Source organism: Actinomyces sp. zg328 (genome assembly GCF_009829635.1).
GTDB lineage: Bacteria > Actinomycetota > Actinomycetes > Actinomycetales > Actinomycetaceae > Actinomyces > Actinomyces marmotae.
Genome location: NZ_VWPE01000014.1, coordinates 52,381 through 66,544 on the forward strand (window position 1 = coordinate 52,381; position 14,164 = coordinate 66,544).

Consider the following 14,164-nt stretch of genomic DNA (forward strand, 5'->3'; position numbering starts at 1 on the left):
GGCCGGCCTTCTCCTCCAGGTTCAGGCGCCCGAGCAGGTCCTCGACGCGCTCGGCGATGGACGCGGCCGGATCAGCGCGAACGCGCCCGGCCCCGTCATCCGGGGGATGACGGGGCCGGGCGGAAGACCTCGGACGCGGGCCTCAGCGGCGGATGCCGAGGCGGGCGATGAGCGAGCGGTAGCGCTCGATGTCCTCCTTCATGAGGTAGTCGAGGAGGCGGCGGCGCTTGCCGATGAGCAGGTAGAGGCCGCGGCGCGAGTGGTGGTCGTGCGTGTGGGTCTTGAAGTGCTCGGTGAGGTTGGAGATGCGCTCGGTGAGAACGGCGACCTGGACCTCGGGGGAGCCCGTGTCACCCTCATGGGTGGCGTACTCGGCGATGATCTCGGACTTGCGCTCAGGGGTGACCGACATGTGCGGGCTCCTTCTTCTCGTTGCGCGGAGCGCCGGGGCATGTTCACCCGGGCATGACGATTCCGCGGCCGATCGACGGCGCGCCAACAGTACCAGCAGACCGACCCCCTCCCCTCCCCGGGGCCTGTGGGACCGGGCACAGGGCGCGGCCCCCGCCAGCGGGGCCGTGCTCAGGCGGTGACGTCCTGCGGGCGCACGGGCTCGGGAACGGGGACGCCCAGGGCCCCTGCGGTCTCGATGACGTCCTGGCGCATCCGCTCCAGCAGCGGCTCCAAGGAGTCGAAGGCGAGCATGGGGCGCAGGTGGGACACGAAGTCCACGGCCACGTCCTCGCCGTAGAGATCGAGGTCCGCCCGGCCGAGCACGTGGGCCTCGATGGTGCGGGCCAGGACATCGTCAAAGGTGGGGTTGGTGCCGATCGAGATCGCGGCGGGCAGGCGCTCGCCCTCGGGGGCACCGCCCCGCCCCCCTCGCACGAGCCATCCGGCGTACACGCCGTCCGGGGGCACGACGCCGGCGGTGGCGGCGTCGAGGTTGGCGGTGGGGAAGCCGAGCTCGCGACCGCGCCGCAGCCCATGGATGACGACGCCGCGCACGCGGTGGGGCCGGCCCAGGATCTCAGCGGCTTGGCGCACGTCTCCGGCGGCGAGGCACTCGCGTGCCCAGGTGGAGGACCACCGCCGCCCGCCGGGGGCCAGGACCTCGGGGACGATTTCGATCTCGATGCCGTCGGCGGCACCGATGGCGCGCAGGGAGTCGGCGTCGCCGGAGTTACCCCGGCCGAATCGCACGTCGCCCCCGACGACGATGGCCCGCGCGCCGAGGAGCCCCTCGAGCCAGTCGCGCACGAAGCCCTCGGGAGACTGGTCGGCGAAGCCCAGGGTGTAGGGGATGACGAGGACCGCGTCCAGGCCGGTGGCGGCCATGGCCTCGAGGCGGTCGGGCAGGGAGGCGATCATCGCCAGATCGATCCCGGGGCGGTGGACGGTCAGGGGGTGCGGGTCGAAGGTGACGGCGACGGCGAGGCAGCCGGGCCCCAGGGCGCGGGCGCGCTCGACGACGCGGGCGAGGATCCGCTGGTGGCCGCGGTGGACGCCGTCGAAGACCCCGACAGTCACGGCGCTTCCAGCGCAAGCGGCGCCGCTGGGGGCGCGTGGCGACTCGGGCACCTGCTCGGCGCCGTACCAGATCTCCACCGGGTGCGATCCTGCTCTTCTCATGGCCGACGGGCGCCCGCGGGTGGGCGGCCCCGCCGGGTCGGCCTGCATGACTGGGGCAACCCTGCCACGGAGACGACGGCGGCGCGAACCAGGAGGGGGGACCGGCGCCCGCCGAGCGGCACCCGAGCAGGCGGGGGTTGCGCTGGGCCAGCCTCACTCATACGCTACCGACCGACGGTCGGTCGATGCGGATCGGCCCAGAGCCCTCCCGGGAGGAGACCGGTCTCATGCCCCGTGTCAGCAAGCCCGCGGCCGAGCGCCGTGAGGAGATCCTCGACGCCGCCGAGCGCCTGTTCGCCACCAAGGGGGTGAGCGCCACCACAACCGGCGACATCCTGGACGCGGTGGGCATCGCCAAGGGCACGCTCTACTACCACTTCACCAGCAAGGACGCGATCCTGAGCGCCCTGATCGAGCGCACGGCCGCGCTGATCGCCGAGCGCGCCGCCCAGGCGGCGGCGAGCGGCCTCCCGGCGCCGCGGCGGTTCATGGCGGTCATCGGCGCTATGAGGGTCAAGGGCGATGCGGCCGCGCTGATCGACGGCCTCCACGACGCTGCCAACACGCATTTCCACCTCCTGTCGCTGGTCACCACGATCCGCGCGCTCACACCGATCCTGGTGGGGGTCGTGGAGGACGGGATCGCCGAGGGCTCCTTCACCTGCTCGGACCCGCGCACCACCATCGAGATCCTGCTGACCAGTGGGGCCATGCTCGTCGACGAGGGCATCTTCACAGGCGAGGCCGACCAGGCCCCCCGGCGCATGGCCGGCGTCCTGCTGGCCGCGGAGGCCCTCCTGTCCACCGCCCCCGGGGCCCTGACCGGCCCGGCCGCACCCGCATCCCCGGAGGCGGAGGGATGAGGCTGCTCGGCCTGCTGGTCCTGGGCTCCTTCATCACCTCGCTCGGCACGGGGATGACGGCCTTCGGCCTGGCGATCATGGCCTACGCCTCCACCGGCTCGGCCAGTGCCGTGGCCGCCGTGCAGATATGCGCCCTGGCGCCGCTCATCCTCCTGGCCCCCGTGGCGGGCGCCCTGGCCGACCGCCACGACCGCCGCCTGGTGATGATCCTCGGCGACGGCGGCTCCATCCTCGGCCTGCTCGTCATCCTAGCGGCGCTGCGACCGGGCCGCCCGAGCCTGGCGCTCGTGCTGGTCGGCGTCGCCCTGTCCTCCGTCATGGCCTCGCTCACCGAGCCGGCCCTGCGGGCCTCCGTCTCCGAGCTCGTCGATCCCGAGCAGTACGTGCGGGCCTCCGGCCTCCTCCAGGCGTCGAGCGCCGCCAAGCTCCTCGTCGCCCCCGCCCTGGCGGGCCTCCTCCTGCCCGTCCTGGGACTGCCCGGCATCATCCTCATCGACGCCTCCACCTGCGCCCTCACCGTGGCCTGCTCACTGGCCGTGCGCCGGGCCCTCCCCCCGCGGGCGGCCGAGGCGCCCGCGCCCGCCCGCGAGCGCCTCCTGGGCGGATGGCACCAGATCCGCCACGAGCCCCGTCTGCGGGCCCTCGTCATCATCATGACCGCACTGACCACCACGATCGGGGTCGTGCAGGTGCTGTTCAAGCCCTCCCTCCTGCCATGGATGAGTGCCTCGGGAGTCGGCCTCATCGAGACGCTGTGCGCCACGGGCCTGCTGATCGGCGCCGCCCTGGCGACCGCCACGCGGGCCCGCCCGGCCAGCCTGCTCACCGGGGGCACCGCCATCACGGGGGCCGCCATGATCGCCATGGCCGCCCGCCCCTGGCTCTGGTCGGTCGCCGTCGCGGGGATCATCGCCTTCGCCGCGCTCGCCCTATGCCAGGCGGGCGCCGATGCCCTCGCGCGCGAGCGCCTCGACCCCGGGAGCGAGGCCGCCGCCTGGGGCGCGATCAGCCTCATCACGCAGTCGGGCTACCTCCTGGCCTACGCCACCGCGGCCCCGCTGGCGGACCAGGTCTTCTCCCCCCTCGTGCGCGATGGCGGGATCCCAGCGGCGCTGGTCGGCTCCGGGCCGGGAAGGGGGGCCGCGCTGACGATCACCGTCACCGGGGCGCTCACGATCGCGCTCGCGGCCCTCCTGGGCGCCGCGCGGGCGCGGTGGGACCCGCGAGCGGCGCCCGCCTCCCCCACCAAGTCATCGAAGGAGGGCGCGGCAGCCTCCGCAGACTCCTGAGAGCCGATCTGGCGCGCGGCGCCGCCGTGACCCTGACGGCGCTCATCGCGCTGGCCACCGCCACGATGAGGCCGACCCGCGCGCCAGCCGCGCTGCCCAGGGAGGGGGCGGGCCCCCGCCCTCTCCCCCGCGCCGTCGCTTCAAGGCGCTGCGGCCACGCGGGTCCTCAGTGCCCGTGGTTCCCGCAGCCGCAGCCACCAGCGGGGGCCGGTGCGGTGCTCACGGCGCGCAGGCCCAGGATGTTGCCGGCCTTGCGGCCGGGGACCACGCCCCCGGGACTCGCGGCGCCCCCGGCCTGGGCGGCCATGGGCTGGACCACCTGGGGGGCCGGGGCGCGACCGGCCTCGGCGGGCTCCGCGCCGGGGCCGCCGCACGCGCTTCCTCCGCAGCCGCATCCGCTCATCGTCATACTCCCTTCGCCGGGGCTCATCATGCTGGTGAGAGGACGAGGGCCGGCCGGGCCCGCCCACTCTCTCGGATCAACAGTGCCACGAGGACGCCGTCGGGATCGAACCCGGCGACGATGCCGCGTCCCGCACGGTGCTCGCCACCGGCGGCCCGCGCCGCTTCCGCGACTGAGGGGCGCCCGGGCGCGGGGCCCTCGCGGTCCAGCACCGCCTGGGGCAGTGCCTGCCCGTGGCGGAGCGCGCGAGCCTCATCGCGGCTGAGGTCGACGGCGGGGAAGCAGCGCCGCCCGGCCTCGGCCAGGGGCAGCGTGCGCAGCCCCGATGGCGGGTCGTCGCCAGCGCCGGCCTCCACCTGGGCGCTGGCCCGGTCCAGGCAGAGGGCCTCGGCCACGTCGAAGGGGCCGACGCGGGTGCGGCGCAGGGCGGTCAGGTGCGCGCCGCAGCCCAGGGCCTCGCCGAGATCGCGCGCCAGGGCGCGGACATAGGTCCCCGAGGAGCAGGTCACGCGCAGGTCGAGGTCGACGACGGGCACCTCCTGGCCCGCCGGGCCCTCCACGGCTCCCGGGCGCAGGGCCCCGAGGGGGGTGATCGCGTGGATGGTGACGGGGCGCGCCGCCAGGGCGACCTCCTCGCCGTCGCGCACGCGCTTGTAGGAGCGCACGCCGTTGACCTTGATGGCGGAGACGGCGCTGGGGACCTGCATGATCGGGCCGGTCAAGCCGGCTAGCGCGGCGTCGAGGCGCCCGTTGAGATCGGCTCGCCGCGCCTCGTCCGCGGGCGCCGGGCAGCCCCGCCAGGCGGTGGGCTCACCCTCGGCGTCCTCGGTGAGGGTCTCCTGGCCCAGGCGCACGGTCGCCTCGTAGGTCTTGTCCGCGCCCACGAGGTGGGTCAGGAAGCGGGTGGCGCGGCCGACGCCGAGGATGAGCAGGCCGGTGGCCATGGGGTCGAGGGTGCCGGCGTGGCCGACCTTGCGGGTGGCGCCCATGCGGCGCGCGGCGGCGACGACGTCGTGGCTCGTGACGCCGGCGGGCTTGTCGATGAGGAGGAGGCCGTCGTCGGCGGTGACGGCGCCGCGGGCGACCCGGGGGCGGCTCACCGCTCGGCCGCCGCCGCGCCCTGCGCCCCGGCGCCCCCGGGGGCGGGCCCGTCGTCAGGCCCCTCGGCGGGGTCCTCAGCGCCCTCCTCGTCGTCGTGCCGGTAAGGGTCGGCGTCCCCGGCGTAGGCGGCGCCCTCGGCGGCGCGGGCGATCCGCTCATCGTTGGCACGGGCCTGGGCGAGGGCGTCCTCGATGGACTTGGCCGTCGTCGGCAGGGCATCGAGCTGGAAGGCGATCGTGGGGGTGAGCCGGATGCCGAGCGCGCGGCCCACCTCGGAGCGGATGAGGCCGGTGGCCGAGCGCAACGCGGCGGCGGTGTCCCTGCGCTCCTCGTCGGAGCCGTAGACGGTGTAGAAGACGGTGGCCTGCTGCAGGTCGCCGGTGACGCGGACGTCGGTGATGGTGATGAACCCCAGGCGGGGGTCCTTGATGCGGCCCTGGAGGAGGCGGGCCACGGTCTCATGGATGCGGTCGGCGACCTTGCGGGCGCGGGCGGAGTCGGCCATGGGGCTCTCCTTCATCCGGCATGCGGATTGACACGGCATGCGGGTCGATGCGGGGCGGTGAGTCATCCGAGCGGGGCGCCCGGCGCGCCGATAGTATCGGGCCCGCCTCCCGCGAGGCACGAAAGCCAGGCCAACCACGCCATGAGCGCACGATGAGCACCGCATGAGCACTCCCCCCTCCCCCGCCCGTCCCTCCGCCCCGGCCGCCTCCGGCCTGACGATGGTGCTCGGCTGCTACCTGCTGTGGGGCATGTTCCCGCTGTACTTCCGCCTGCTGGCCGCCGCCGGCAGCCTGGAGATCATCGGGCACCGGGTCCTGTGGACGCTGTCCACTTGCCTCATCGCCGTGGCCCTGCTGCGCCGCTGGGGCCGGCTGCGCGCCGCGCTGACCACGCCCCGGCTGGCCGGATCCCTCGTGGTCTCAGGCCTTATCGTCACCCTCAATTGGCTCATCTACGTCTATGGCGTGAACTCGGGGCGCACGGCCGACGCCGCCCTGGGCTACTTCATCAACCCGCTCGTCACCGTGGCGCTGGCGGCGCTCTTCCTCGGGGAGCGCCTGCGCCGGCTCCAGCTGGCGGCGCTGGCCCTGGCGGGGATCGGCGTGCTCGTGCTCGTCGTCGCCCAGGGGGCGCTGCCGTGGGTGAGCCTCGGGCTGGCGGGGAGCTTCGGGCTCTACGGCTTGGCGAAGAAGCGCTCCGGGGCGCATGTGGACGCCCTGACGGGGCTCACCGTGGAATCCCTGGCCGTGGCGCCGCTCGCCGCCGCCTACCTGGGCTGCCTCGCCGCCCAGGGCCGGACGGTCTTCCAGGGCGCGCAGGCCTCGCCGAGCATCGGGGCACTGCTCCTAATAGCGGGGCCCGTGACCGCCGTCCCCCTCCTGCTCTTCGCCGCGGGCGCGCGCCGGGTGGCCCTCACGACGATCGGCATGGCGCAGTACCTGGGGCCGATCCTCCAATTCCTCCTGGCGTGGCTAGTGTTCCACGAGGAGATCTCCGGCGCGCGCTGGGCGGCCATGGCGCTGGTGTGGGCGGCGGTCGCCGTGTTCGTCGCCGACCTGGTGCGCCAGGTCTCGCGGCGCCCCTCAGGCCTGGGAGGGCGGCAGCGCTGAGCCGCCGTCGTCCCCACGCGCCCGCCCGTCGGACCCGGCGCCGCCAGCGGGCGCGTACCTGTCCAGGAGCGGTCCGATGAGGTCCATGGGCAGGGGGAAGACCACGGTGGAGTTCTGGTCGGCGCCCAGCTCTAGGAGGGTCTGGAGGTAGCGCAGTTGGAGCGAGGCGGGTGAGCGCGAGAGGGTGTCCGCGGCCTGGCGCAGTTCCTCAGAGGCCTGGAGCTCGCCGCGGGCGCTGATGACCTTGGCCCGCCGCTCCCGCTCGGCCTCGGCGCCCCGGGCCATCGCGCGCTGCATCTGCTCGGGGATCTCCACGTCCTTGATCTCGACGACGCTCACATCCACGCCCCAGGGGCGGGTCTGGCCCTCGATGATGTCGCGCAGGTCGGCGTTGAGGGCCGAGCGGTGCGCCAGGACGGTGTCGAGGTCGACCCGCCCGAGCACGGAGCGCAGGGTCGTCTGGGCGATCTGGGAAGTCGCGATGGCGTAGTTCTCCACCTCCATGACGGCCTTGACCGGGTCGATCACGTTGAACAGGACGACGGCGTTGACCCTGGCGGGCACGTTGTCCTCGGTGATGACCTCCTGGGGCGGGATCGTCAGGGTCACCACGCGCGTGTCCACCTTTTGCATGCGCTCCACGAGGGGGATGACGAGATGCAGCCCCGGCTCGTAGACGGGGCGCAGGCGCCCCAGGCGGAAGACGATGCCCCGCTCGTACTGGGAGACGGTCTTGAGCGACAGGGACAGGAGCAGGACAAGGAGGATGACCGCGCAGAGCGCGGCGATCATCGGGGTGGTCATGCGGTGGTGTCCTTCCTGGTGGGCAGGCGGGACCAGCCCGCCATGGAGTGGCTTCCGGCTCCGAGGCCGGCCCTGCCCCTAGCGCCGGTCCCCCGGCCCGCGCCGGCCCCGGGGATCGTGGCGGCCAGTTCCTCGGCGCCGATATGGGGCAGGTGCTCGGGGGCGCCGTCAGGGGTGGACCACAGATGGCGGGCCAGCGGCAAGGAGCCCGCCGCCATGATGGCCAGGGCCGTTCCCAGGACGATGAGGTCGCCGGGGCTGTGGAGGAGCAGGGTCATGCTCAGGCACAGGAAGGTGCCGGCCATGGCGATGACGAGGGCCAGGCCCCGGTGGAAGCGCCCGGCCTCGGAGTAGGGCCAGGGGTCCACGGGCCTGGTGATCTCCCGGGGGCCGGGTGTGGGTGAGCACGTGCTCTTCGCCGGGCAGCGCCCGCAGATCGCGTGCGCGCCCTCGTAGCGGATGACCCGCTTGTCCGGGTCGAAAGCCGTGGGCCACAGCCATTGGTCCTCGTGGCAGCGCCAGCCGTCGACGTCGTCGTGGTAGAGGAAGTCCGCGTGCCGCCAGTTCAGCGAGCGCCGGGCGCTGCGCGAGCCGAGGACGTCCACGGCCCACGCCACGCCCAGCATGAGGAGCGCATAGCCGGCCACGAGCCAGGCGCTCACATCGGGCGGGGCCATCAGTCGCTCAGTTCCGCGCGCTCGCCGCGCCATGACTGGCGCCGGGTGTCGAGCTCCTCGTAGAGCGCGTCATCCTCGAAGGATTCCACGGTGCGTCCCTGACGCCAGTGCCGCGCCCCGAGCAAGGCGATGCGGAGGTAGGGCAGGACCCCACCGAGGATGAAGATGAGGTCGCCGGGCATGCGCCCCCACTCGATGATCGTGTTGACCGTGTCGGTGATGTAGGTGAGCTGGCGGGCCTCGTAGTAGCCGGTGCCCACCGAGTAGCGCAACTGGAGGATGCCCAGTGGCAGGAGGGTGGCGAAGCACATCCAGGCCAGTCCGATGTTGAGGCTCCAGAAGGAGGTCCTCGCCAGGCGCTCTGGCCATTTCTCCTTCGGGATGAGGTAGCGCAGGGCGAACATGCCCAGTCCCAGGGCCATGAAGCCGTAGACGCCCATCATGGAGGCGTGCGCGTGGTTGGCGGTCAGCGCGGTGCCGATCTCGTAGTAGGAGACGATCGGCAGGTTGACGAGGAAGCCGAAGACGCCGGCGCCGAGGAAATTCCAGAAGCCGACGGCGACGAGGAACATGACGGCCCAGCGGTGCGGGAAGGGCTTGGCGTCCTTGCCGTGGCGATTGGCCCCGAGCTGCATGAAGGCCCAGGCCTCCACGGTGAGGAAGGTCAGCGGGATGACCTCGGCGGCGGAGAAGAAGGCGCCCAGCGCCATGTGCTCCACGGGGGTGCCTGAGAAGTACAGGTGGTGCATCGTCCCGATGACCCCGCCCGCGGAGTAGAGGATGATGTCCATGAAGATGATGCCCAGGGCGATCCGCTCGCGCACGACGCCCAGCAGCACGAAGACGTAGGCGACCATGACGGTGGTGAACAGCTCGAGGAAGTCCTCGACCCACAGGTGGACCACCCAGAAGCGCCAGAACTCGGCGACGGTGACATGGGTGCCAGTGCGGGCCATCATGCCGACGGCGTAGAAGGCGGGGATGGCCAGGGCCGCGAACATGAACAGCCAGGGCATGTTCGCCACGTGCTCGTTGCGCAGCCGGCCCCGCATCGAGCGCCAGATGATGGCCACCCAGATGAAGAGGGCCGCGGTGAGCAGCACCTGGAAGACGAAGGGAAGATCGAGGTACTCCCACTGCTGGGCGAACAGCGGCCCCTTGGCCCAACTCACCCCGTGCTGGCTGGCGGCCTCGGCCAGGCAGGACAGGACGACGACGGCCGCGGCGGCCACAAGCAGCACCCAGACAAGCGCGTGCTGCCTCTTGGGCTCGCGCCGAGCGATGAAGGGGGCGAGGAAAAGACCCGCACCGAGCAGCCCGAGGGCCGTCCAGAACAGGGAGAGCTGGACGTGCCAGGTGCGGGCCAGGGAGAAGGGAATGTAGCGGCCCATGTCGAATCCGAAGAAGCTCAGCGCGTCCGCCCGGTAGTGCTCGGCCAGGGCCCCCACGAGGGTCTGGACGAGGAAGAGGACCGCGATAGTGAGGATGAACCAGGCAACGACTCTCTGCGATCCGGTCAGGCCCACCTCGCCGGGCTGGCGGAAGGACAGGGCGGGCGCCTCCTCGGAGTGCCAGCCGATCCTCCGGCTCCAGCGCCCGTAGATGGCGAACATGACGCCGGTCCCGCCGATGAGGACGATGAGGGAGAGCACCGACCAGACCATGAGGTCGCCCGTGGGCGAGTTGCCCACGCGCGGCTCGGCGGGCCAGTTGTTCGTGTAGGAGTAGTCGTGCCCGGGGCGCTCGGCCGCCGCGGCCCAGGCCGTCCAACCGATGAAGGCGGTCACCTGGCGCACCTGGGCGGGGTCGGTGATGAGGTCGGGCTTGAGGCCGTTGGCGGCGGCGTCGGGGCCGAACATGGCGGTGTAGTGCTCCACCGCCCGCTCGTAGGCGGTCACCTGCTCGGGGGTCCACACGAGGTCACCGCTGGCGGCGTCGTAGCGGTTGGCGCGCAGCATGTCTTTGGTGGCGGTTGCGGGATCCCCGTTGCCCGCGGCGGTCAGTTGGGTGCTCACCGAGTCGGCCTCCATGCGCAGGTACTCGGCGGTGAAGTCCGGGCCAAGGTAGCCGCCGTGCCCGACGATGGAGCCGTATTCCATGAGCCCGCGCGATTGGAAGAGCTGTTGGCCGGCGGTGATGTCCTCAGAGGTGAAGACGACGGTGCCGTCCTCCGCCACGACCCTGCTGGGCTGGGGCATGGAGTCGGTGTACGTGCGGTAGGCCAGCAGGCCCATGACTGTGAAGCCGAAGAGCATGACCAGGGCGACGCCCTGGATCCATCCCTTCCCAATGATCCGGGCGCGGCGCGCGCCCGTCCCCTCGCTGCTCATGGGAGACGGCATGGCGGACCTCCAGAGATATGTGACAGGCGGGGCGGCATGACAGGCCGTCACCTCGACTGCTCCAGAATGTCACGGCTGAAGGCGTGACAATACCGTCTCCGGGAAAGAGCGATCAATCAGCGCTACATACCCCGCCCAGGAGCCGCGCCTGGCCGATGGATGACGCCGAGGACTCGGCATCGCACGTGGCCCATCGTTCAGGGGCGGGCGGGATCGCGCTGGTCAGCGCCGCGCCGTCATTCTCAGGACGGTCTTGCCGCGCGAGTGGCCGTTGGCCACCTTGTCCAGAGCGGCACTGACCTCTTCAAAGGGGAACACCTCGTCGACGGACGGGGCGATCCGCCGAGTCGACAGGAGGTCGGCGACCTCCTGGAGCCGCGCCCCGTCGGATTCGACGAAGATGAAGTCGTAGCGGACCCCGTATCCGCGGGCGGCGCGGTCCAGGCGCCATCCGGCCGCCGTGAAGAGGGCACGCTTCCAGGCCGGCATCCCCATCCGTGAGGCGAAGGCGCCGTTGGGCAGGCCGCGCAGGGAAACGATGTGGCCACCGCGCCTCATGACGCCCATCTGCCGAAGGGTCTCCTCACCCCCGAGGGTGTCCAGGACGTAGTCAATGCCACTGAGGACCCGCGCATAGTCCTCGGCGCGGTAGTCGAGGAAGCGGTCCGCGCCCAGGGAGAGGACCCGCTCCCGGTTGGAGGCGCTGCCGTTGGTCACCACGGTCAGGCCCCTGGACTTGGCGATCGGGATCGCCATCGCACCCACCGAGCCGGTACCGCCCGAGATGAAGATCGTCCCCGCGCTGGTGGCGCCCATGAGATCAAGCGCCTGAACGGCTGTGAGGGCCGTCAGGGGCACGGCGGCGGCCTCCTCGTCACTGAGGTGCTCGGGGACCACCGCCAGCGCGTCGGCGTCAACGGCGACGTACTCGGCGAAGGCGCCGATGGAGCCCAGGGGGAGGCGCGAGAAGACGCGCTGCCCCGGTTCCAGGGAGCGCGCTGTCGAGCCGACCTGCTCGACGATCCCGACCACTTCGTTGCCGGCGACCAACGGCAGGGCGTAGGGGGTGATGAGGCGGACCTCGCCTCGGGCGATCATGATGTCGAGCGGGTTGACCCCGGCGGCGGTGACCTTGATCAGGGCCTGGTGCGGGCCGATCTCGGGTCGGCGGACCCGCGTGATCTCCAGGTGGGGATTCTTCGCGTCGTAGGAGGTCTGAACGGCGGCTCTCATCATGGTGCGGCTCCCGTCTAGGGCCGTGCGCGCTAAGCGCTCGGCGGCCGGATGCTGTGTGGATACGGTGGTGGTCGGCGGAAGGGGGCGGCCCCGGGATCGGGGGTGAGCGCGTCGGCGACCCGCATGAGCCGCCTCACCGCCCCTGCCGGCGGCGGCCGGCCACCCCACGGGGGTGACCGGCCGCCGTTGCTCAGGAGCGCTCAGGAGCGGGGCTTCTCGCGCAGCTCCCAGGTCTCGATGACGTCGCCCTCGGCGATGTCCTTGAAGCCCAGGTTGATACCGCACTCGTAGCCCTCTCGGACCTCGGTGACGTCGTCCTTCTCACGGCGCAGGGTCTCGACGGCGAGGTCGCCGCCCACGACAACGCCGTCGCGCACCAGGCGGGCCTTGGCCCCGCGCTTGATGGTGCCCGAGCGGACGATCGAGCCGGCGATCGAGCCGAACTTCGAGGAGTGGAAGACCTGGCGAATCTCCGCGGTGCCGAGCTCGACCTCCTCGTAGATGGGCTTGAGCATGCCCTTCATGGCGGCCTCGACGTCCTCGATCGCGTTGTAGATGACCGAGTAGAACTTCATGTCGACGCCCTCGCGGTCGGCCAACTCCGCCACGCGCTCGGCGGGGCGGACGTTGAAGCCGATGATGACCGCCGAGTCGACCGTCGCGAGGTTGACATCGTTCTGCGTGATGGCACCGACGCCGCGGTGGATGACGCGCAGGGCGACCTCCTCGCCGACGTCGATCTTGAGCAGCGAGTCTTCCAAGGCCTCGACGGCGCCCGAACTGTCACCCTTGAGGATGAGGTTGAGGGTGTCGACCTTCCCGGCCTTGAGGACGTCGGAGAGGTTCTCCAGGGACACGCGCTTGCGGCGCTTGGCCAGGAGGGCGGCGCGCTCGGCGGCCTCGCGCTTGTCGGCGATCTGCCGGGCGGTGCGGTCGTCGGGGGCGACGATGAAGGAGTCGCCCGCGCTGGGCACGCTCGTGAGCCCCAGGACCAGGGCCGGGCGGGCGGGCCCGGCCTCGTCGAGGTTCTCCCCGTGCTCGTTGAACATGGCGCGCACGCGCCCGTAGGACGAGCCGGCCACGATCGGGTCTCCCACGCGCAGGGTGCCCTGCTGGACGAGCACCGTGGTGACGGCGCCGCGGCCCTTGTCGAGCTTGGCCTCGACCGTCACGCCGCGCGCGTCCGCGCTCGGGTTGGCGCGCAGGTCCAGGGCCGCGTCAGCGGTGAGGACCACGGCCTCAAGGAGCTCGTCGATGTGGAGGCGCTGCTTGGCGGAGATGTCGACGAACATGGTGTCGCCGCCGTACTCCTCGGGCACAAGGCCGTACTCGGTGAGCTGGCCGCGGATCTTGTCCGGGTTCGCGCCCTCCTTGTCGATCTTGTTGACGGCCACCACGATCGGCACGTTCGCTGCCTGGGCGTGGTTGAGGGCCTCAACGGTCTGCGGCATGACGCCGTCATCCGCGGCGACGACGAGGATCGCGATGTCCGTGACCTCGGCACCGCGGGCGCGCATGGCCGTGAAGGCCTCGTGACCGGGGGTGTCGATGAAGGTGATCGGACGGGTCTCGTCGCCCACAGGGACGTGCACCTGGTAGGCGCCGATCGACTGCGTGATGCCGCCGGCCTCGTCCGCCACGACGTCCGTGGAGCGGATGGCGTCCAGGAGCTTGGTCTTACCGTGGTCGACGTGGCCCATGACGGTGACCACGGGCGGGCGGGGGGCCATGTCCTCGTCGTCCCAGCCGGCCTCCTCGGCCTCCAGGTCGATGTCGAAGGAGCCCAGGAGCTCGCGGTCCTCGTCCTCCGGGGAGACGATCTGGACGTCGTAGCCGAGCTCGGCGCCCAGCAGGCCGAAGGTGTCCTCATCGAGAGACTGGGTGGCCGTGGCCATCTCCCCCAGGTGGAACAGGACGGTGACCAGGGCCGCCGGGTTGGCGTTGATCTTCTCAGCGAGGTCGGTCAGCGTGGCGCCCTGGCGCACGCGCACCACGGTGGAGCCATCGCCGCGCGGGACGATGACGCCGCCGAGCGACGGCGCACTCTGCTGCTCGAACTCCTGGCGCTTGGCCCGCTTGGACTTGCGCCCGCGGGGGGCGCCGCCACCGCGCCCGAAGGCGCCCTGCGTGGAGCCGCGACCGCCGCGGCCCCCGCGGGGGCCGCCGCCGAAGCCGCCGCCACCACCGGGACGGCCGCCGCC

At 72.3% G+C, this 14,164-nt stretch carries 12 protein-coding genes and 1 pseudogene; 3 read left to right on the forward strand and 10 right to left on the reverse strand.

Translation table 11 applies throughout. The annotated features are described in order from the left end of the window. Window positions 1-142: 142 nt before the first annotated feature. Together rpsO and GVV75_RS07205 are read right to left on the reverse strand one after the other, a co-directional pair. Window positions 143-412: a 30S ribosomal protein S15 gene (gene rpsO, locus GVV75_RS07200; RefSeq protein WP_017176975.1), complete on the reverse strand. Its 270-nt coding sequence runs from the start codon at window positions 410-412 to the stop codon at window positions 143-145. A 170-nt stretch (window positions 413-582) separates the two neighbouring features. After that, entirely contained in the window at window positions 583-1,608 is a 1,026-nt protein-coding gene (locus tag GVV75_RS07205; RefSeq protein WP_159814151.1) for a bifunctional riboflavin kinase/FAD synthetase, read from the reverse strand. A 251-nt stretch (window positions 1,609-1,859) separates the two neighbouring features. Between GVV75_RS07205 and GVV75_RS07210 the strand changes: the two genes are divergently transcribed. Then, entirely contained in the window at window positions 1,860-2,495 is a 636-nt protein-coding gene (locus GVV75_RS07210; RefSeq protein WP_159814127.1) for a TetR/AcrR family transcriptional regulator, read from the forward strand. Continuing rightward, a complete protein-coding gene (locus tag GVV75_RS07215) occupies window positions 2,492-3,784 on the forward strand; it encodes an MFS transporter (protein ID WP_159814129.1) in 1,293 nt (430 codons plus the stop codon). Before GVV75_RS07210 ends, GVV75_RS07215 begins: the two co-directional genes overlap by 4 nt. A 166-nt stretch (window positions 3,785-3,950) precedes the next feature. On the opposite strand, the gene GVV75_RS07220 is transcribed toward GVV75_RS07215, so the two are convergent. From GVV75_RS07220 to rbfA, 3 genes are read right to left on the reverse strand one after another with little or no spacing between them, the layout of a single operon-like run. Next, window positions 3,951-4,187: a hypothetical protein gene (locus GVV75_RS07220; RefSeq protein WP_236266095.1), complete on the reverse strand. Its 237-nt coding sequence runs from the start codon at window positions 4,185-4,187 to the stop codon at window positions 3,951-3,953. 26 nt (window positions 4,188-4,213) lie between these two features. After that, on the reverse strand, window positions 4,214-5,287 hold the full coding sequence (gene truB / locus GVV75_RS07225; protein WP_159814133.1) for a tRNA pseudouridine(55) synthase TruB: 1,074 nt from the start codon (window positions 5,285-5,287) through the stop codon (window positions 4,214-4,216). After that, on the reverse strand, window positions 5,284-5,793 hold the full coding sequence (gene rbfA / locus GVV75_RS07230) for a 30S ribosome-binding factor RbfA (RefSeq protein ID WP_235905630.1): 510 nt from the start codon (window positions 5,791-5,793) through the stop codon (window positions 5,284-5,286). The genes truB and rbfA overlap by 4 nt, the downstream gene beginning before the upstream one ends. 163 nt (window positions 5,794-5,956) lie before the next feature. Between rbfA and rarD the strand changes: the two genes are divergently transcribed. Beyond that, window positions 5,957-6,904, forward strand: coding sequence for an EamA family transporter RarD (gene rarD, locus GVV75_RS07235; protein WP_159814135.1), 948 nt, complete (start codon window positions 5,957-5,959; stop codon window positions 6,902-6,904). Here rarD and GVV75_RS07240 read toward each other — a convergent pair. The 5 genes and pseudogenes from GVV75_RS07240 to infB form a co-directional block, all read right to left on the reverse strand. Then, entirely contained in the window at window positions 6,878-7,708 is an 831-nt protein-coding gene (locus tag GVV75_RS07240; protein ID WP_159524379.1) for a slipin family protein, read from the reverse strand. The two genes, rarD and GVV75_RS07240, sit on opposite strands and share 27 nt — an antisense overlap. Before the next feature lie 128 nt (window positions 7,709-7,836). Next, window positions 7,837-8,385: pseudogene (locus GVV75_RS07245) on the reverse strand (hypothetical protein); the annotation flags it as partial. Then, window positions 8,385-10,727, reverse strand: coding sequence for a nitric-oxide reductase large subunit (locus GVV75_RS07250; protein WP_159814137.1), 2,343 nt, complete (start codon window positions 10,725-10,727; stop codon window positions 8,385-8,387). The pseudogene GVV75_RS07245 and the gene GVV75_RS07250, both read right to left, overlap by 1 nt. Window positions 10,728-10,949: 222 nt before the next feature. Next, window positions 10,950-11,963: an NADP-dependent oxidoreductase gene (locus GVV75_RS07255; protein ID WP_236266096.1), complete on the reverse strand. Its 1,014-nt coding sequence runs from the start codon at window positions 11,961-11,963 to the stop codon at window positions 10,950-10,952. 200 nt (window positions 11,964-12,163) lie between these two features. Next, window positions 12,164-14,164, reverse strand: a 2,001-nt coding sequence (infB, locus tag GVV75_RS07260) for a translation initiation factor IF-2 (protein WP_159814139.1), incomplete at its 5' end; no start/stop codon positions are given.

Bases quoted from the DNA above. Each gene is read 5' to 3' on its own strand.
- GVV75_RS07250 (WP_159814137.1), bottom strand. From the start codon at position 10,727: ATGCCGTCTCCCATGAGCAGCGAGGGGACGGGCGCGCGCCGCGCCCGG.
- GVV75_RS07210 (WP_159814127.1), top strand. From the start codon at position 1,860: ATGCCCCGTGTCAGCAAGCCCGCGGCCGAGCGCCGTGAGGAGATCCTC.
- rpsO (WP_017176975.1), bottom strand. From the start codon at position 412: ATGTCGGTCACCCCTGAGCGCAAGTCCGAGATCATCGCCGAGTACGCC.
- GVV75_RS07215 (WP_159814129.1), top strand. From the start codon at position 2,492: ATGAGGCTGCTCGGCCTGCTGGTCCTGGGCTCCTTCATCACCTCGCTC.
- GVV75_RS07255 (WP_236266096.1), bottom strand. From the start codon at position 11,963: ATGATGAGAGCCGCCGTTCAGACCTCCTACGACGCGAAGAATCCCCAC.
- GVV75_RS07220 (WP_236266095.1), bottom strand. From the start codon at position 4,187: ATGAGCGGATGCGGCTGCGGAGGAAGCGCGTGCGGCGGCCCCGGCGCG.
- GVV75_RS07240 (WP_159524379.1), bottom strand. From the start codon at position 7,708: ATGACCACCCCGATGATCGCCGCGCTCTGCGCGGTCATCCTCCTTGTC.
- rarD (WP_159814135.1), top strand. From the start codon at position 5,957: ATGAGCACTCCCCCCTCCCCCGCCCGTCCCTCCGCCCCGGCCGCCTCC.
- rbfA (WP_235905630.1), bottom strand. From the start codon at position 5,793: ATGGCCGACTCCGCCCGCGCCCGCAAGGTCGCCGACCGCATCCATGAG.